Source organism: Corallococcus sp. CA054B (assembly GCF_003611625.1).
Classification (GTDB): Bacteria; Myxococcota; Myxococcia; order Myxococcales; family Myxococcaceae; genus Corallococcus; species Corallococcus coralloides.
Window position 1 is genome coordinate 11,894 of record NZ_RAVY01000123.1, and the last position, 18,324, is coordinate 30,217.

16 protein-coding genes are annotated in these 18,324 nt (G+C 70.3%); 5 read left to right on the forward strand and 11 right to left on the reverse strand.

Features of this window, described 5'->3' with window-relative positions; translation table 11 throughout:
• Positions 1 to 139: 139 nt before the first annotated feature.
• The 3 genes from D7V80_RS26330 (at position 140) to D7V80_RS26340 (ending at position 4,341) form a co-directional block, all read left to right on the forward strand.
• Positions 140 to 1,933, forward strand: a complete 1,794-nt coding sequence (locus D7V80_RS26330) for a phosphoenolpyruvate carboxykinase (GTP) (RefSeq protein WP_014394023.1) — start codon at positions 140 to 142, stop codon at positions 1,931 to 1,933.
• Positions 1,934 to 2,071: 138 nt separating this feature from the next.
• Entirely contained in the window at positions 2,072 to 2,902 is an 831-nt protein-coding gene (locus tag D7V80_RS26335; RefSeq protein WP_014394022.1) for a tetratricopeptide repeat protein, read from the forward strand.
• The gene (locus D7V80_RS26340; RefSeq protein WP_120590781.1) at positions 2,902 to 4,341 is read left to right on the forward strand and encodes an ABC transporter substrate-binding protein; all 1,440 of its coding nucleotides are present in this window, start codon (positions 2,902 to 2,904) and stop codon (positions 4,339 to 4,341) included. Before D7V80_RS26335 ends, D7V80_RS26340 begins: the two co-directional genes overlap by 1 nt.
• Here the strand turns inward: D7V80_RS26340 and D7V80_RS26345 are convergent.
• The 6 genes from D7V80_RS26345 to D7V80_RS26370 all read right to left on the reverse strand — a co-directional run bounded on the left by D7V80_RS26345 (position 4,319) and on the right by D7V80_RS26370 (position 9,234).
• A complete protein-coding gene (locus D7V80_RS26345; RefSeq protein WP_120590782.1) occupies positions 4,319 to 5,497 on the reverse strand; it encodes a pyridoxal phosphate-dependent aminotransferase in 1,179 nt (392 codons plus the stop codon). The two genes, D7V80_RS26340 and D7V80_RS26345, sit on opposite strands and share 23 nt — an antisense overlap.
• Positions 5,494 to 5,772 carry a hypothetical protein gene (locus tag D7V80_RS26350; RefSeq protein WP_014394019.1) on the reverse strand — a complete coding sequence of 93 codons (279 nt, stop codon included), beginning with the start codon at positions 5,770 to 5,772 and terminating at the stop codon, positions 5,494 to 5,496. The genes D7V80_RS26345 and D7V80_RS26350 overlap by 4 nt, the downstream gene beginning before the upstream one ends.
• A gap of 115 nt (positions 5,773 to 5,887) precedes the next feature.
• Complete coding sequence (gene bioD, locus D7V80_RS26355; RefSeq protein ID WP_120590783.1) at positions 5,888 to 6,583, reverse strand: dethiobiotin synthase; 696 nt, start codon at positions 6,581 to 6,583, stop codon at positions 5,888 to 5,890.
• Positions 6,573 to 7,754 carry an 8-amino-7-oxononanoate synthase gene (bioF, locus tag D7V80_RS26360; RefSeq protein ID WP_120590784.1) on the reverse strand — a complete coding sequence of 394 codons (1,182 nt, stop codon included), beginning with the start codon at positions 7,752 to 7,754 and terminating at the stop codon, positions 6,573 to 6,575. The genes bioD and bioF overlap by 11 nt, the downstream gene beginning before the upstream one ends.
• Entirely contained in the window at positions 7,751 to 8,776 is a 1,026-nt protein-coding gene (bioB, locus tag D7V80_RS26365; protein WP_014394016.1) for a biotin synthase BioB, read from the reverse strand. The genes bioF and bioB overlap by 4 nt, the downstream gene beginning before the upstream one ends.
• Before the next feature lie 188 nt (positions 8,777 to 8,964).
• Positions 8,965 to 9,234 carry a GlsB/YeaQ/YmgE family stress response membrane protein gene (locus tag D7V80_RS26370; protein ID WP_120561896.1) on the reverse strand — a complete coding sequence of 90 codons (270 nt, stop codon included), beginning with the start codon at positions 9,232 to 9,234 and terminating at the stop codon, positions 8,965 to 8,967.
• Between the two features lie 185 nt (positions 9,235 to 9,419).
• Between D7V80_RS26370 and radA the strand changes: the two genes are divergently transcribed.
• Positions 9,420 to 10,781, forward strand: coding sequence for a DNA repair protein RadA (gene radA, locus D7V80_RS26375; RefSeq protein ID WP_014394014.1), 1,362 nt, complete (start codon positions 9,420 to 9,422; stop codon positions 10,779 to 10,781).
• A gap of 15 nt (positions 10,782 to 10,796) precedes the next feature.
• Here the strand turns inward: radA and D7V80_RS26380 are convergent, their stop codons facing one another.
• Positions 10,797 to 11,447 carry a hypothetical protein gene (locus tag D7V80_RS26380; RefSeq protein WP_120590785.1) on the reverse strand — a complete coding sequence of 217 codons (651 nt, stop codon included), beginning with the start codon at positions 11,445 to 11,447 and terminating at the stop codon, positions 10,797 to 10,799.
• A gap of 144 nt (positions 11,448 to 11,591) precedes the next feature.
• A complete protein-coding gene (locus tag D7V80_RS26385) occupies positions 11,592 to 13,310 on the reverse strand; it encodes a hypothetical protein (RefSeq protein WP_120590786.1) in 1,719 nt (572 codons plus the stop codon).
• A 224-nt stretch (positions 13,311 to 13,534) separates the two neighbouring features.
• Here D7V80_RS26385 and D7V80_RS26390 point away from each other — a divergent pair, with 224 nt between their 5' ends.
• Complete coding sequence (locus tag D7V80_RS26390; protein ID WP_120590787.1) at positions 13,535 to 15,016, forward strand: HAMP domain-containing sensor histidine kinase; 1,482 nt, start codon at positions 13,535 to 13,537, stop codon at positions 15,014 to 15,016.
• Here the strand turns inward: D7V80_RS26390 and D7V80_RS26395 are convergent.
• The 3 genes from D7V80_RS26395 to D7V80_RS26405 all read right to left on the reverse strand — a co-directional run.
• Positions 14,961 to 16,814, reverse strand: coding sequence for a methyl-accepting chemotaxis protein (locus D7V80_RS26395; RefSeq protein WP_120590788.1), 1,854 nt, complete (start codon positions 16,812 to 16,814; stop codon positions 14,961 to 14,963). The genes D7V80_RS26390 and D7V80_RS26395 overlap by 56 nt on opposite strands.
• Before the next feature lie 97 nt (positions 16,815 to 16,911).
• Positions 16,912 to 17,718, reverse strand: a complete 807-nt coding sequence (locus D7V80_RS26400; protein ID WP_199738860.1) for a TenA family transcriptional regulator — start codon at positions 17,716 to 17,718, stop codon at positions 16,912 to 16,914.
• Positions 17,719 to 17,949: 231 nt separating this feature from the next.
• A partial coding sequence (locus tag D7V80_RS26405) for an NUDIX hydrolase (protein WP_120590789.1) occupies positions 17,950 to 18,324 on the reverse strand: 375 nt, incomplete at its 5' end.

Here is an 18,324-nt window from a genome sequence, read left to right on the forward strand (position 1 = left end):
GTTGACTGCCGGACGTCGGTTGATTTTGGGCCCCCGGTCCAGAAGGTTTGGTGTTCCTTCCGCTGTAGGGTTTCGCCCCCTCGCACGAAGCGGGCACGCGGGAAGACCCCACGCAATGAAACACCCCGAGGAGACCTCCATGGCTTCGACGCAAGCGGCCGCCGCCACCGAGCAGGCGCCCACGAAGAACCCCACGCTGCTGGCGTGGGTGGCCAAGATGGCCGCGATGACGCAGCCGGACCGCATTGTCTGGTGCGACGGCTCCGAGGCGGAGAAGCAGCGCCTCACCGAGCAGGCGGTGAAGGACGGGACGCTCATCCCGCTCAACCCGCAGAAGCGCCCGGGCTGCTACCTGCACCGCTCCAACCCCAACGACGTGGCGCGCGTCGAGCACCTCACGTTCATCTGCACGCCCAACAAGACGGACGCGGGCCCCACCAACAACTGGATGGAGCCAGAGGCCGCCTACACGAAGCTCTCCCAGCTGTTCGAAGGCTGCATGAAGGGCCGCACCATGTACGTGGTGCCCTACGCCATGGGCCCGCTGGGCGGCGCCTCCACGAAGATTGGCGTGGAGCTGACGGACAGCGACTACGTGGTGCTCAACATGCGGATCATGACCCGCATGGGGAAGGCCGCGCTGGACATGCTGGGCGACAGCGACGACTTCAACCGCGGCCTGCACTCCACGGGTGACGTGAACCCGGACCGCCGCTACATCTGCCACTTCCCCCAGGACAACACCATCTGGAGCTTCGGCTCCGGCTATGGCGGCAACGTGCTGCTCGGGAAGAAGTGCCTCGCGCTGCGCATCGGCAGCTACCTGGGCCGCGAGGAGGGCTGGCTCGCCGAGCACATGCTCATCCTGGGCGTCACCAGCCCCAAGGGCGAGACGACCTACATCGCCGCGGCCTTCCCGTCCGCGTGCGGCAAGACGAACTTCGCCATGATGATTCCGCCCAAGGAGTACGCGGGCTGGAAGATCGAGACCGTTGGCGACGACATCGCCTGGATGCGCCCCGGTCCGGATGGCCGCCTGTACGCCATCAACCCGGAGGCCGGCTACTTCGGCGTGGTGCCGGGCACCAACTACAAGACCAACCCCAACGCCATGGAGACCATCTCCAAGGACACGCTCTTCACGAACGTGGCGCTCACGCCCGACGGCGACGTCTGGTGGGAGGGCAAGGACGGCGAGGTCCCCGAGGAGCTCATCGACTGGCAGGGCAAGCCCTGGAAGAAGGGCAGTACGGAGAAGGCGGCGCACCCGAACAGCCGCTTCACCGCGCCCATGAGCAACAACCCGGTGCTGTCCGGCAAGGCGAACGACCCCCAGGGCGTTCCCATCAGCGCCATCATCTTCGGCGGCCGCCGCTCCAACACCGTCCCCCTGGTGCTTCAGGCCTTCAACTGGACCCACGGCGTGTTCCTGGGCGCCACCATGGGCTCCGAGACGACGGCGGCGGCCACCGGCAAGGTGGGCGTCGTGCGCCGCGACCCCATGGCCATGCTGCCCTTCTGCGGCTACCACATGGGTGACTACCTCCAGCACTGGCTGGACATGCAGAAGTCCATCCCGCAGCTGCCGAAGATCTTCCAGGTCAACTGGTTCCGCCAGGACAAGAACGGCAAGTTCATCTGGCCGGGCTTCGGCGAGAACATGCGCGTGCTCGAGTGGATCGTGAACCGCGTCCAGGGCCGCGTCCCCACGCAGGAGACGCTGCTGGGCTGGGTGCCGCGACAGGACCAGGGCCTCAACCTCAACGGCCTGGACCTGCCCGCGGAGGCCATCCAGGAGGCCACCTCCATCAAGGAGGACGAGTGGAAGTCCGAGCTCAAGAGCCAGGAGGTCTTCTTCGAGCAGCTGGGCACCAAGGCCCCCGAGGCCCTGATGCTCCAGCGCAAGCTGCTCATCGCGCGCCTGGACGGCTGATCGCCGCCTGACGCCTTCTGAAGGCCCGTCCGGGGCTGCTTCCTCCCCTGTTGCTACAGGGGTGGGGGTGGCCCCGGCGCTTTTTCAGGGGGCCAGTGCTTCGACGGCCGGAATGTTCGGCGCTAGGCTCCCCGCCCCATGAGACTGGTTTTCGTGTTGTCGCTGGCGCTGGCGCTGGCCCCGGGGTCCGCCCTGGCGCAGCGGGGTGGCTCCAAGGTCAACGTGCAGGCGCTGTTGAAGGAGGGCAAACGCCTCTATGACGCCGGCAAGTACCGCGAGGCGGCGGAGGCGCTGAAGCAGGCCAACGAGGCGCAGCCGCACCCGCGGCTCGTCTACAACATCGCCGTGGCGCTGGAGTACGCGGGCGAGCCCCGCGAGGCGATGACCTTCTACCGGCAGTACGTCACGTCCTCCAGCGAGGACACCGACCCCACGCTCTTGAAGAACAGCAACCGCGCCATCGACCGGCTGCGCGTGCAGCTGGACCGCGAGGACCAGGCGCAGGCGGTGGCGGACGCGGACCGGAAGCGCCTGGAGGCGGAGGCGGATGCCGCGCGGCAGCAGGCGGAGGCCGAGCAGGCCGCGGCCCGGCGCGCGGAGGAGGAGAGCGAGCGCCAGAGGCAGGCGGAGCTGAACCGGGCCATCAAGTCCTACCGCAACCAGCGCATCGCGGCGTTCGCCACGGGCGGCGTGGCGGTGCTGGGCGTGGGCGCGGGCGTGCTCTTCGGGCTGCAGGCGCGCGACCAGCGCGACCAGTTCGACAACGCCAGCACGCTCGCGGACAAGCAGCGGCTGTCGGACAGCACCAAGAGCAAGGCGCTGCTCGCGGACATCGGTTTCGGCGTGGGGCTCGCGGGGGCCATCACCGCCATCATCCTGTATCCCAAGGAAGGCCCTCCCGCGCAGGGCGAGGTCCGCGTGACGCTCGCACCGCGTGGCGCCGGGGTCGGCATGGAGGGTCGTTTCTGATGCGCGCGCTGGGAATGATGACGTTGGGCATGGCGCTGCTGTCGTCCGGGTGCAGCTTCACCACGGCGGGCGGCCTGTCCGAGTGCACGACGAGCAGCGACTGCGGCAGCAACAGCGTCTGCACCTCCGGGTTCTGCCTGCCGCAGCCCGCGGGCTGCGGCCAGGTGGTGGGCGCCACGTCCGCGGCGAACCCCATCGTGCTGGGCGCGGCGCTGCCGCTCACCAACGCGAGCGGCAACGCGGAGATTGAGCAGCAGCGCTTCAACGGCCTGAAGCTGGCGCTGGATGAAGTGAACCAGGCGCAGGGCGTGGGTGGCCGTCAGTTCGTCATGTACGTCTGCGACACCGGCGCGGACGTGAGCCGGGCGGTGACGCAGGCGGGCTGGATGGTGAACGACAAGGGCGCGGTGGCGCTCTTCAGCGCGGGCAGCGCGCAGACGCTCGCCATCCATGAGGTCACCACGCCCAAGAACGTGCTCCTGATGAGCCACACGGCCACGAGCTCCGCGTTCACCACGCTGTCGGACAAGAACGGCGGAAGCGTGGGCCTGGTCTGGCGCACCACGCCCTCGGACGTGCTCCAGGGCCGCGTCATCGCGAACGTGCTCCAGGGCGTCACGCCCATCAACGACCCGGGCGTGACGTTCACCCCTCCGACCAAGGTGGGCGTGGCGTACGTCAGTGACTCGTACGGAACGGGCCTCTTCGACGCCATCCAGAACCGCATCCCCAACAAGGACAACGTCGCGGGCGCGCAGTACAGCCGCAACGAGGCCGTGAGCGGCGCGGTGAGCCGGCTGGTGTCCTTCAAGCCGGACATGACGGTGCTGGCGGGCTTCCCCGAGGACAACTCGCGCCTGCTGCTGGAGGCCATCGACGCGAAGGTGGGCACGGCCTTCGGCAACCGCTGGTTCCTCACCGACGCCAGCAAGGACCGCACGCTGCTGACCTCCCGCAAGGAGGTCGAGACGGAGCTTTCGGGCACGTACGGCACGGCCCCTGCGTCCGCGCGTCCCAACGACTCCACCTACAAGCTCTTCGCGGACCGCTTCATCACGGCCTACAGCACGGACCCCGGGCAGTACTCCTTCACCGCGCACGCGTACGACGCCATGTACCTCGTGGCGCTGGGCTCGGCGTACGCGGTGGGCGCTGACACCAACAACCCGCAGCCGGTGACCGGCCCGCGCATCGCGGAGGGGCTCACGAAGCTGACGCCCGCTTCCGGCCAGACGGCGACCAGCTACCCCCTGGGCTCCACGCAGTTCACCGCGGCGCGCGAGGCACTGCGCGGCGGCGCGGTCATCGACGTGAAGGGCGCCAGCGGCGAGCTGAACTTCAACAACGAGACGGGCGAGGCGCCCTCCCCCTACGAGTTGTTCAAGGTGACGGGCACCACCTTCAGGACCGTGCAGCTCATCGACCCGCCGACGGACTGAGCACGCGCAGCAGCGGCACCAGGGCGGCGGTGAACACCTCGGGCGTCGGCAGCAGCGACAGCACGAGGTACGCACCGCCGCCGAAGTCGTAGAAGTAGCCCGGCTGCACGCGCACCCCCTCCTCCAGGAGCCGCAGGCAGGTGGCCTCCTCTCCGGGGTGATGGGGGATGCGCAGCACCGCGCTCCAGCCGCCGTGCGAGGGCACCACGTCCCACGCGGCGTCCGCCGGACGCGCTCGAACCAACCGCGCCCGGTTGTCCCCCACCCGCGCCAGCAGCGCCTGCTGGAAGCGCGGCGCATGGCCCAGGAGCGCCGGCAGCGCGAGCTGCACGGGCGTGGCCACCGACAGCGCCGCGTCCGCCACGTCCTCCAGCCGGGCCAGGGCCTCGTCGCGCGCGTGCGCGGGGCCGCCCACGTGCAGCCACGCCAGCTTGAGGCCGGGCAGGCCCGCCACCTTGGACAGGCCGGAGAGCGAGAACGTCAGGCACGGCAGCGGCCATCCCGCCACGGACGTCACCCGCCCCGCTTCCTCATCCCACGCGAAGTCGGAGAACACCTCGTCGCAGACGAGCGCCAGGCCATGGCGCGCGCACACGTCCGCGAGCGCGTGGAGCTCGCCCTCGTGCAGGAAGTGGCCGGTGGGGTTGCCGGGGTTCACCACCACCACCGCGCGCGTGCGGGCGTCCACGCAGTCCTCCACCCGGGCCGCGTCCAGGCCGAAGCCGTGCACGGCGGGCAACCGGTAGGAGCGCGCCTGCACGCCCTCCAGGCGCGCCAGGACGTCCACCAGCGGGTAGCCGGGCGCGGGGAGCAGAACGTTGTCCCCCGGGTCGCACAGGAGCTTGAGGAGCCAGCCGTAGGCCTCGCTGGTGCTGGCGGAGAGGACGACGTGCGCGGCGTCCACGGACGCGCCCCGCTGGCGCAGGTGCGCGGCCACGGCCTCGCGCGCGGTGGACAGGCCGAAGGGCTCTGGCGTGTAGCGGAAGGGCTCGGGGAGGGCCCCGAGGTCCACGTCCGGTGGGAGCAGCCCCACCCGGGTGGGGTTGGTCTCCGACAGGTCCAGCAGGGGCAGCCCGCGCGCGTGGCGCTCGGCGGCGGCCTGGGAGAGCGGGTTGGGGGTGCGCGGGAAGGCGGTGCGGAGCGAGAAGCGGCTCACAGCCCCGTCTGGAGCATGGCGCTGGCCACGCGGCGGATCAGCTCGCGGCGCAGTTCCAGGCGGCAGTGCTCGACGGCCTTCTCATGGGGCGCGGGCAGTTCCGGGTTCCGGGTGCGGATCGCGGTGCGCAGAACCAGCTCGACCTTCGTCGGCTCAATCTGGAACAGCCGCGGACCGTCTTTCTGGAGGAAGTAGGACAGCCCGCGCTGTTCGATGAGCTTCTTGAAGAAGCGCCGGACGTCCGCGAGGAGCGTGATGTCGATGATGTCCGCCATTCGTGCCGGCTTTCTCGCGCGGAAAAAACAGCACGTCCAGATCACGGCCACCACCACGCGAAAACTTGCGCGACCTGTAGCACGCACCTTTCCGCCGAACGCGCCGGAGGCCGATTTATCGGGCCCGCGCGCGTTCTGGCACCAGCGGCGCCAGCGCGCGCCGGAACGCCATCCGGCGCTTTCTTGCATCCTCCACATACGGCACGGGGCCCAGCACCTCCACGCCATGGCGGGCCTCCAGGTAGCGCCGGTTGTCCCGCTCCGCCAGGTCACGTCCGGGCACTCCGCGCGACAGCACCACCGCCCGCACGGACACCTTGCGCGCCGCCAGCGCCTCCAGCGACAGCGCCACGTGGTTGAGCGTGCCCAGCCCCGCGCGTGCCACCAGCACCACGGGCAGGCGGAAGGACTGGATGAGGTCCACCACGTCGCGCTTCGAATCCACCGGGACGAACAGCCCCCCTGCCCCCTCCACCACCACGGATCCGCCCTTCAGCTGCTTCCATGCCGCGAGCGTCACGCGGAAGTCCGGCTCCGTTCCCAGTCGCGACGCCGCGATGCCCGGGGCCAGCGGCGCCTTGAAGCGGTGCGGGCAGAGGGCCTCCACCGGCAGCGTGCTGCCCGCGGCCTCGCGCATGGCGAGCGCATCCGCCGGGGCCTTGAGGGACGCGCAGCCGCTCTCGTAGGGCTTGAAGCCCTGGGGCTGAAGGCCCGCGTCCCTCAGGAGCGACAGCAGCGCGCACGACACCTGCGTCTTGCCCACGCCGGTGTCCGTGCCGGTGACGAAGAACTGGAGTGACTCAGGGGACACGGGAGACTCCCACCCGGCGCAGGGCCTCCAGCGCCAGGTCGATGTGGCCCGTCGTATGGGCCGCGGAGAGACAGAAGCGAAGCCGGCTGGTGCCCTCCGGCACGGTGGGCGGGCGGATGGCCTTCACCAGCAGGCCCGCCTCGCGCAGGCGCTTCGCCGCATCCAAGGCGCGCGAGGGCTCGCCCAGGATGACCGGGAAGATGGCGCTCCGGGGTTCAGCGGGCAGTCCCAGCGCGCGCAGACCGTCGGTGAAACGGCGGATGTGCCCCCACAGCCGCTCGCGAGGCGCGGGGTCGTGCTCCACCAGGTCCACCGCGCGCTCGGCGCCAGCGCACAGGGCGGCGGGCAGCGCGGTGGAGTAGACGAACGGCCGGGCGCGGCTGACCAACAGGTCCGCCACCGCGCGCGAGGCGGCCACGTACGCGCCCAGCCCGCCCAGCGCCTTGCTCAGCGTGCCCATGCGCAGGTCCACGCGGTCCTCCACACCCAGCGCCTCGCACAGGCCCGCGCCGCGCGCGCCCAGGACGCCGGTGGCGTGCGCCTCGTCCACCATCAGCGCGGCGCCATGGGCCTCGCACGCGGTCAGCAGCTCCCGCAGCGGGGCCACGTCCCCGTCCATGGAGAACACGCTGTCGGTGACCACCAGCTTGCGCCGCGCGGGCGTCTGGGCGAGCGCGTGGGTGAGCGCGGCCACGTCCGCGTGCGGGTAGACGACGACGCGCGCGCGCGACAGCCGGCAGCCATCCACCAGCGAGGCGTGGTTGAGGGCATCTGAGAACACCGCGTCGCCGGGCCCCACCAGGGCGGGCAGGATGCCGGTGTTGGCCGCGTAGCCGGAGTTGAAGAGGCGCACGGCCTCCGCGCGCTCGAAGCGGGCAAGGCGCGCCTCCAGCCGCTGGTGCGGCACCATGTCCCCCACCACCAGGCGGCTGGCGCCGGTGCCCACGCCGTAGCGCTCCAGCGCGGACGCGGCGGCGGCGCGCACGGCGGGCGACGCCGCGAGCCCCAGGTAGTCATTGGAGGAGAAGTTGACCAGCCGCTCGTCCCCCACGCGCACCTCCGCGCCCTGGGGAGAGTCGAGCGGCTCCAGCGCGCGGCGAAGGCCCTTCGCGGACAGGGCCTCCAGGTCCTCGCGCGCCCAGCGGTCCGCGACCTGGGAGGTGGACTTCACCGGTCCTGCCGGGGCTCCAGGGGGCGGATGCCCGCCTTCTCCAGGAGCGCCATGTCCTGGGTGTACTCGGGGTTGCCGGTGGTGAGCAGCTTCTCCCCGAAGAAGAGCGAGTTGGCGCCCGCCATCATGCAGAGCAGCTGCGCCTCCTCGTTCATCTGCATGCGGCCCGCGGACAGGCGCACCATGGCCTGGGGCATGAGCAGGCGCGCGGTGGCGATGGTGCGCACCATGTCCACCGTCTCCACGCGGTGCTGCTCCGCGAGCGGCGTGCCCTCCACGGGCACGAGCGCGTTGATGGGCACCGACTCCGGATGCACCTCCTGGTTGGCCAGCGTGCGCAGCAGGTTGCAGCGGTCGTCCACGGACTCGCCCATGCCGATGATGCCGCCGCAGCACACGGAGATGCCCGCGTCGCGCACCCGGTTGAGCGTCTTCAGCCGGTCGTCATAGGTGCGGGTGGAGATGATGTCGCCGTAGTGCTCCGGGGACGTGTCCAGGTTGTGGTTGTACGCGGACAGGCCCGCCTCGCGCAGGCGCTTCGCCTGGCTGTCGGTGAGCATGCCCAGCGTGGCGCACGCCTCCATGCCCAGGGCCCGCACGCCCTTCACCATCTCCAGCACGCTGTCGAACTGCGGACCGTCCTTCACCTCGCGCCACGCGGCGCCCATGCAGAAGCGGGTGGCCCCCGCCTGACGGGCCTGTGACGCGGCGGCCAGTACGTCCGGCACCGCCATCAACTTCTCCGCCTTGACGCCCGTCTTGTAGCGCGCCGCCTGCGGGCAATATGCGCAGTCCTCCGGACACCCGCCCGTCTTGATGGAAAGCAGCGAGCACAGCTGCACCTTGTTCTCCACGAACACCTGCCGGTGCACCGTCTGCGCCTTGTGCACCAGGTCCAGGAGCGGCAACTGGTACAGCGCCTTCACCTCCGCGAGCGACCAGTCGTGCCGCACCGTCACCCCTTCCGGGGCAGGGGCGGCGTGGTGGGCGTGGCCGTGGAAGGACTCGGCGGTGTCGGACATGCAGGCTCCTTGGGGAGGCGTCAGGAGGCCGACGGTGCGTGGCCCGGAGGCCATTGTCAACGCTCTTGGCGGATGGGGTTGACGAGTCCCCTTTCTCCTCTGGGGAGCCCGCAAAACAGAAGGGACGTCCGTACATGACGGACGTCCCTGGCTGTCTCCCGCCTCATCGGTCGGAGAGCTTCGCGCGGCTAGACGTGGACGCGACGACCGCGGCCGGCGAGCCCCACGAGGAACAGCACGACCAGTGCGCCCAGGACGGAGAACAGCAGGCCCGTGGGGTGCAGGTCGAAGACCCGGCCGTCACGAGAGAACAGCGAACCGACGAAGCCGCCCACGAACGAACCGGCGATGCCCAGCAGCGTGGTGGCGATGAGCCCCATCGACTGGTTGCCAGGCATGATGGCACGAGCGATCAGACCCGCGACCAGACCAATCACCAGAAACGCGATAATCCCCATGGCACTCTCCCTGTGTGGGGGGCGCGCTGTTTCGCGTCGCCCGTGGTCCAGAAAGTGTGTGCCCCCTCCCTGTAGGGCAACTCGCTACCTGATCCACGACAACCTGCCTGCCTGCTCTACTGGCATGGCGCGCGCATGCGCATGGACGACGAAACGTCAGGGGTCTGGGGTAGACACTCCAACCCATGGCGAAGGCGAAGACGCACTACACCTGTCAGGCCTGCGGCTACCAGACGGCGAAGTGGCTCGGGAAGTGTCCGGACTGCGGGGCCTGGAGCTCGCTCCTGGAGGAGACCGAAGCGAAGGTGGACGACAAGCGCCCGGCGTGGGGCGCGTCCGGGGGCGCCTCCAAGCCGGTGAAGCTGCAGGACGTGACGGCGGAGACGGAGGTGCGCCGCAGGACGGGCATCACGGAGTTCGACCGCGTCCTGGGCGGCGGCGTGGTGGGCGGTTCGCTGGTGCTGCTGGGCGGCGACCCGGGCATCGGCAAGTCCACGCTGCTCTTGGCGGCGCTGGACAAGCTGTCGCGGCACGGGCCGGTGCTCTACGTGTCGGGTGAAGAGAGCCTGCGGCAGACGAAGATGCGCGCGGAGCGCCTGCGGGTGGAGAGTGAGGCCATCCACCTGTTCGCGGAGACGGACGCGGACCGGGTGCTCCAGGCGGCGGAGGCGCTGAAGCCGCAGGCGCTGGTGGTGGACTCCATCCAGACCATGTACCTGCCGGAGCTGGGCAACGCGCCGGGCAGCATCACCCAGGTGCGCGAGGTGGCGGGCCGGCTGATGGCGTTCGCCAAGCGCAGCGGGGTGCCCACGTTCCTGGTGGGCCACGTGACGAAGGAAGGCTCCATCGCGGGTCCCCGGGTGCTGGAGCACATGGTGGACACGGTCCTCTACTTCGAGGGCGAGCGCGGCCACCCGTTCCGGCTCCTGCGCGCGCACAAGAACCGCTTCGGCAGCACCAACGAGATTGGCGTCTTCGAGATGAAGGGCGCGGGGCTGGTGGAGGTGGCGGACCCGTCCGCGCTGTTCCTCTCCGAGCGTCCGCAGGGCAAGTCCGGCAGCGTGGTGACGAGCACGCTCAATGGCACGCGGCCGCTCCTGGTGGAGGTGCAGGCGCTGGTGGCGCCCACGGGCTACGGCACGGCGCGGCGCACGGCGATTGGCGTGGACGGCAACCGCGTGGCGCTGCTGGCGGCGGTGCTGGAGAAGAAGGAGGAGATCCCGCTGGTGGGCTGCGACCTGTTCGTCAACGTGGCGGGCGGCATGCAGTTGAGCGAACCGGCGTGCGACCTGGCGGTGTGCGCGGCGCTGGTGAGCAGCCTGCAGAACCGGCCGCTGGACGCGAAGACGCTGGTGCTGGGAGAGGTGGGGCTCGCGGGCGAGGTGCGCGCGGTGGGCCAGGTGGAGCCGAGGCTCGCGGAGGCCGCGAAGATGGGCTTCCAGCGGGTGGTGCTGCCGGCCGGCAGCGCGCGGCGCGTGGAGAAGACGAAGCTCCAGGTGGTGGGCGTGGAGACCCTGAGCGAAGCGCTGGCGGCGATGTTCGACTGACGTCTGGGGCGTCAGTCAGTGCTTGTGCAGCATCCAGGACACGTCCGGCACGCGCGTGGGCTTGGTGAGGGTGGACAGGTCGAAGAAGGCGTCGCGGCCCAGGGTGGCGATGAGCTGGCCTTCCGCGGCGTCGCCCTCCGGGGTCATGGCCTGGGTGGGCAGCGCATAGGGCTGGACGAGGACGAGGCCCCCGTCGAGTGACTGGCGCTGGGCCGCGGGGATGGCGTCCAGGCGCGGGCCGAAGAGGTCCACGAAGGGGGCGCCGAAGACGTTGCGCCAGTAGAGGCCGCAGAGTCCTTCGCTGTAGTCGCGCACGTTGAAGACGCGCGTGGAACCGAAGCCGTCCTCATTGGGCACCAGGCGCCAGTTCTTGCGCTCGAAGTCGTCACTGAGTCCGGACTGGGCAAGGGGTGAACCCAGCAGGTGCATGATTTCGACGACCTGACGCAGGTGGGCTTCGCGCCAGCCCACCTTCCGGGCCTCGACGACGGATGTCGTCCAGCCGAAGGCTCCGGCGAAGGGGTATTTCCCGAAGCGCTCGGGAGAGAGATGAATGAAGTCCCGATCCGTCTTGGCCCCGATGAAGAAGCTCCTGGTTCCGTGTTCGTCGTAGTAGGCCGCGAGGGTATCCGCGACGGAAGAACCAGGCTCAATCGGTTCCCCCATCCCCGCCCCCCCGTAACGCACGGGCTGGAACCAGTGGCCTTTCGAGAAGAACCGATGAACCAGTTCGCGAATGGTGCTCGTGGAAGGAACTCCAGGAGGCAACGCGAAATACGTGTCCAGGTATCGAAGGGCCATGAGGGGTGTCTATGGAAAGGGGGCGACCTTCGCACGGCCCTGAGCGCCAAGGATGCCCAACTCCCTCCTCAATGGCTCTGTGAGTCGTGTCGCGCCCTCGGGATGCTTGGCTGAACGGATCCAGAGTTCGATGGAGCCACCATACCGCTTCACATACTCCAGCAAGGCTTCCACATTGCCCGTGAGCGCCAGTTCCTTACGGCCCTTCACCTCGACGAAGTCGTAGGGGCTGCCCCAGACGAGGTCCCCTTTGTGCCCCGTCACGGCATCCGGGACGAAGCCCTGGGCCTTGCTGCCCGGAGGCGGCAACAGGAGGTCCGTGTTCTTCGTCAGCTTCCGGCTCTGGAGCACGGACTGTTCGAACGCACTGCCCGCGCCCTTGTTCTGGATGACCGTCTGGTAGAGCCGCTCCCACTCCGGATCCACGGCGTACTTGAAGCTCCGGTACTTCTCCGGGTGACGGAACTGGTAGTCCACCCACGCCTGCGCCAGGTGCTCCGCGCTGCCCGGCACCAGCCGCGCGCCCTCCGTCGTCGCGCGTGAGCCCACCAGCGCCACGCGCTTGCCCCGGGCCAGCACACGCCCCGCCTCCGCGAGCGGCGCCTCCAGCCGCTTCGCCAGGGCCCGCAGCTTCTCCACATCCTCCACGGACACGGACTCACCGCGTCCCGCCGCGCGCAGCACCTGGCGAAGCTCCTGTGCCTCCAGCGGCGACAGGTGCTGCACCACCCGCTGCAACACCTGCACCTCGCGCAGGCTCCGGCCCGTGAGCAGCGCGACGCGCTCCGCCCCCTGCGCGCCTTCCGACAGCAAGCGCCCCGACACCACCGGCAGCGCCACGCTCACCGCGCACAGCAGCCGCTCTCCGTCCGTCAGCGGGTATCCCAGGAGGCTCTTCCCCAGCACCACGCCGCCCACGTCCCCCACCTCGCCGGTGACGGGCAGCAGCCCCAGGGCGATCTCCAGCACCAGCTCCTCCGGCGGAATGCCCGGAGGCTCACGCGCCGGGTCCCAGACCGGCGGCGCGAAGCGGCCCGCCTCCACCGCGGACGCCAGCAAGCTGTCGCGCGCCAGCAGGTAGAGCGCCACCTCACTGGGGCTCTTGCGCGGGAAGTCCGGGTCCTCCATGTGCGTGGATGCCCAGTCCAGCACCGCATCCACCAGTGCCAGCTGCGTCTCCTCGTAGAGCGCGCTCTCGGTGAGCAGCCCGTCACTCCCGAGCCGGCGGAAGTGCGCGTCCGCCAGGACCTGACGGCGCGCATCCGCCCAGCGGTGGAACTCCTCCAGCTTCGCCTCCGCTCGCGCGGACCGCTTGCCGTCCTCCAGCAGGGCCTGGGCGTGCTTCGCCTTCAGCCGCAGGTACACCTCCAGAGGCTCGTCCCTCGCGAGCTCCTCCTCCGTCCGCGCGGACGCCCAGAGCATCAGGTCATTGAGCGCGGCATGGCCCACCTGACGCTCCGTCTCCATCACGGCGGGCTGCTTCAAGGCGGCTCGCTTCTCGCGGATGAACGCGAGGTAGCGGCCCAATTCCTCTCCTCCGACGGTGCCGCTCGGACCCGCGCCGCCCCACGCGGGGTCACGCGTGAACGAAGCCGGGGATGCACTGTGATAGCGCCCGTAGCCGTGCATCCCCACCGGCAGGGTCCGGGAGCCCGGCGTCCCGCAGGCCGTGAGCGACAGGACCAGCACCAGCCCCGCGCCGAGTCGTCCCAGCCATCCTGTCAACATGACGTGCCCCCTCAATCACTCACATCTACCAGTCGTGTCTGACGTGTTTCGTGAGCCACTTCCTGACGCACGGGACCCCACGCGGGTCCCATCCAAGACATCCCCACCGGCCCACGCCATCCCTCCTCTGGGGGATTCCGCGCTGCCTTCCAGAACGCGGAACGAGGACTGGCCACGGGCGGGGGCATGCCGTTTGATGCGGGGGTGCCAGGAGCACCTCCCGGATGACGCATCGCCCCCATTCCTCCCGTCTGCGGGACGCGCTGGGCTCGCTGTCCGCGCGGCTGCTGTTGGCGTTCCTCCTGCCCACCCTGCTCTTCCTGTCGCTCGCGGGCGCTTCCGTGTACGCGCTGGCCCGCGCGAGCCTGGAGGACGAGCTGGGCGCGAGCCTGTCCGCGCTCGCCGCCGCCACCGCCAGCCAGGTCAGCGGCGAGCGCATGCTCACCATCGAGCCCGGCGACGACGTGTCCGGCACCCGCACCTGGCGCGCCCTCGTGCGCCTCTTGGACGGCGTGCGCACCGCGAGCGGCGTGCGCCGGGTCTACGCCGTGGACGCGCGGGGGCGCATGCGCGCGGACGCGGGCGGCAACCTGCCCGTGGGCACCGAGCTGCCGGACCTCGCGCGCGACCGGCTGGAGTTGACGCGCGTGCTCGCCGGCCAGCGCGCCGCAAGCCAGGTGCTCTTCACCGGCTCCGACGGACTGCTCTACAAGACGGGCTACGCCCCCGTGGTCCAGGACGGACAGGTGGTGGGCGCCATCGGCGTGGAGGGCAGCGCGGCCTTCTTCGGACCGCTGCGGCGGCTGTGGCGCACCTTCGTCATGGCCAGCGCCGTGGCGCTTGTCGCGCTCGCCATCATCGCCCTCATCACCGCCCGGGGTCTGGCCCGCCCGCTGCGGCGGCTGATGGACTCCGCGCTGCGGATCGGCCGGGGGGACCTGGCCACGCCCGTGCCGCCGGAGCCCACCCGCGAAATCGGCGTGCTCGCGCGCGAATTGGAGGTCATGCGCGGCGCGCTGGAGAGCAGGGATCGGCAGCTCAAGCTCATGCTCGCGGGCGTGGCCCACGAGGTGCGCAACCCGCTGGGCGGCATCGCGCTCTTCTCCGGCCTCTTGCAGGAGGACCTGCGCGCGGGCGCCCACGCGGACGCGAACAGCCACGTGGACCGCATCCAGCGCGAGGTCGCCTACCTCCAGCGCATCGTCGAGGACTTCCTCGCCTTCGCCCGCGAACAGCCGCTGGCGCGCGCGCCCATGGAAGCGCCCGACCTGGTCTCCAATGCGTGCGAGCTGCTCTCCGCGGAGGCGCACACCAAGGGCGTGGCCCTGGACGTGGCCGCCGCGCCCGCGCACCTGGAGGCGGATGGCAGCCTGCTGACGGCCGCGCTCGTGAACCTGGTGAAGAACGCCGTGCAGGCCGCGCCCGCCGGGAGCCACGTGCGGATCCGCGGCGAGGTGCGCGACGGGCGCTATGCCATCGACGTCCAGGACTCGGGCCCGGGCGTGCCCGAAGCCGAGCGCGAGCGCATCTTCGAGCCCTTCTTCACCACCCGCGAGCAGGGCACCGGGCTGGGCCTGCCGCTCGCGCGCAAGATCGTCCGGGCCCACGGCGGAGAGCTCTCCCTGCGCTCCACGCCGGGCGAGACCGTCTTCACCCTGTCGCTGCCCTGCCCTGTTCCCGAAGCTGGGGCGGCACCGGCACGCTGACGGACTCCGCTTCCTGGACGTCGAACTGCAGCGCCATCTGCCCCACCTCTCCGGAGACGACCTGCAGCGTCCGCGTGGCCTCCTGCGTGGAGGACAGCCGGTGCAGGGTGCCGTCCATCAGCTGCGACAGGTCCGCGATGGCGGTGGCGATCTGCGCGAAGGCGGCGTTCTGTCGCGTCACCGCGTTGGCGATCTTCCGCGCCGCCTCGGAGCTTTCCTGCGAGCTGTGCGACAGCGCGCGCAGGGACTCGCCGGAGGCGCGCATCTGGTCCAACCCCGCGGCCACCTGACGGCCGCCCTGCTCACTCATGGACGCCGCGTCGCGGATGCCCTGGCTGATCTCCACGAGGATTTTATGGATTCGCCGGGTGGCCTGGACGGACTGGTCCGACAGCCCTCGCATCTCCTTCGCCACCACCGCGAAGCCCCGCCCCGCCTCGCCCGAGCGCGCCGCCTCGATGGCCGCGTTGACGGCGAGCAGGTGGGACTGGTCCGCCAGGTCCTTCACCGCGCCGGTGATCTCTCCAATCTGGACCGTGCTCTCCTCCAAACGTGACAGCCGCTGCTGGACGCCGGCCACGGCGTTCCGGATGACCGCCAGCCCTTCCAGGCTCGAGACCACCGCGGCCTCCCCCTGCTGTCCCAGCGCCTCCGCGCTGCGGGCCACGCGCAGGACCTCCTCCGCGGAGTCAGACGCGATGCGCGACGCCCGCCGCAGCTCCTCCGACGTCACCCGCGCCTCGTGCAGCGCCGCTGCCTGGCGGGTGAGGCCCTGCTGCTGTTCTTCGTTCGACAAGCGCAGCTCCGTTCCCGCCTGCCCCAGCCGCTGCGCGGAGGTCTGGAGGAGCCGGGGAAACCTCCGCAGCCGGGACAGCACCCCAATCATTCCCGACGCCAGGTCGCCCATCTCGTCCGTGGACACCCAGCGCGGCGAGCGGATCCGCCCGGACGCCAGGCCGGAGATGGCCCCGTGCACCGCGCTCGCGCTCGCCGCCTGCCGCCTCGCCAGCATCCACGTGGTGAAGGCTGGCAGGACGAACACCAGCGCGCCCACCCAGGGCAGCGCGAAGCCCAGGTCCGCGAACAGCGAGCTGCCCACGTCATCCAACCGGGCCGCGGCCTGCGTCGCGCCATCCGCCAGCAGCGCCTCCTTCAGCAGGTTGCGCACGTTCAGGAGCTTCACCCCCACCACGCACGCGCTCAGCACCACCGTGGCGAAGATGGTGGACAGGAACGTGAACGGCAGGAACCACGACTGCCGCGGCCAGAAGAGGCCCGAGCCCGCTGGCGCCACCTCCGGATGCGCGTCCTGCTCCCGCAGCGCCCACGGCAACACCAGCCGCTCCAGCCCCAGCGCGATGGGGAACGCCACCACCACGCCGAAGCAGAACGCGATGAGCGTCCCCAGCCCCAGCCGGAACCAGTCCTTGCCGAACCACAGGCACACCGGGAGGCTGAAGAAGAAGCCGCCCAGCGTCCACGCCGCGCAGGTGGTGAAGACCATGGAGCGCCAGGGCAGCTCCAGCACGCGCCGCAGCCGGTCCCCCGGTCCATCCCCGGGGCGGCGCCGCAAGGCCTGGCCCGCCAGCCACCGCAGCGTCACGTAGGGATGCAGCAGCCCGAACACCAGCACGATGAAGGGCAGGACCGTGGCCGTGACGAGCAATCCCTCCTGGCTCGACAGCCCCATCGCCATCGCGATGAGGTAGGCGCAGACGATGGAAGGGGGCAGGACCCACCGCAGAAACAACCACATCCCACGCCAGGCCAGCTGCCGGATGTCTTCTGTTTCATTCATGTGAGTACGCCCCCCCCGGTCCGACGGGGGTCGGGCCGGCATGCATCACGACTGCGTCATCACCACCGCTGAAACGGCTGTTTCAGCCCGCGGACGGTCATGCCTCGTGGCAGGACTCGAACACGCGCGCCAGCAGCATCAGGGACCGGCGCGCCGCGCTCTCCACGCGCACCGGCTCTCCCGTCGTCACGTCCGTGGAGAGCTTGATGATCTCCAGCGCCTCGTCCGGGTGTGCGTCGTCATAGCGGGCGTGCGCCTTGAGCCAGCGCAGCGCGGTTGCGTCCATGCGCACGCCGTCCCGGGCATATGCGGTGAAGGGCTCCAGCACGGCGCGCGTCCAGACGCCTGTCACGCCCTCGATGGCCCAGTTGGACGCGGCGACGCCCTCCGCCAGCGACCCGGCAAGACAGGTGGCCAGCAGGTGCTGGTGGAGCGCCTGGACCTCGGGCGCCCACGGTGCCTCGAAGGCCCCGGGGGCGTCCACGCCCACCGCCTGCATCCAGTCAATCCACCACTCGGCGTGACGGGCCTCCACGCCCAGGTTCTGCAAGAGCCAGCGGCGGGTGCTTGCGTCGCCCGCACGCACGCCGTAGGTCGTCTTCGCCAGCGACAGCCCCATGTACTTGGGGAAGTTCTCGACGATGGGGAAGCAGCGCACCAGGAACCGCTGCCAGGCGCCCAGGGGCGGATGCCGTCCCTCCGCGGTCTCCCGGAACAGCGCGGGCATGCACGCCGCGTCCCACGCGGGCTTGAGCGAGCTCAACATCGTCTCCATCCAGAGCGGATGAGGCGTGAGCTTCAAGGCGGCGGGCTGATAGCGCCGGGAAGCAATCTCATTTCTCAAGGATGAAACAGGGACTTCTTCCAAGGCGGTGCCATGCGACACGGCGTCCGGATACGACATGAAGCGTGCTCCTGCTCCCGAGTGGACGACAAGCCGTCATGGCCGCCCCCCTCCACCCAGCGTGCCTTCAAGTTGCCGGGATGTCTGTGTTTCATCCAGCCCCCCTCGAAAAATGAAGCCAATCTCAAGCCGTCTTGTGTCCCAAACTCCGCGAACTCCACGCGCGTGAATCAGGAATCCGGTGCTTGGTCATTCTTCCAATAGACACTCACGAACGAAGAGTCATTGACGTCATGGGCAGGCAAGCGAGCGCGCCTTGAGCAGCATGCGGCGCAGCGGTGCTTCATCCGCGCGCGCCAGCGCTGCGTCCCAATCCAGCCACTGGATGCCGAAGGACTCCGCCGGATCATGCGCAAGTGCCTCCGGGTCTTCCGCCACCACCAGGTAGCGGACATCCAGGTGACAGTGCTCCGGCTCGTCCTTGCGGGCGGGGATGACGTGCACGTCCACGTCCAGCGGGCGCGGCGCGGTGGGATGCAGGTGCACGCGGCAGCCGGTCTCCTCACGGGCCTCGCGCAGCGCGGTGGCCTCCATGTCGCCTCCGTCTCCTGCTTCCGCGTGCCCCCCTGGCTGCAACCAGCGCTTGAGTTTCGCGTGGTGCAGCAT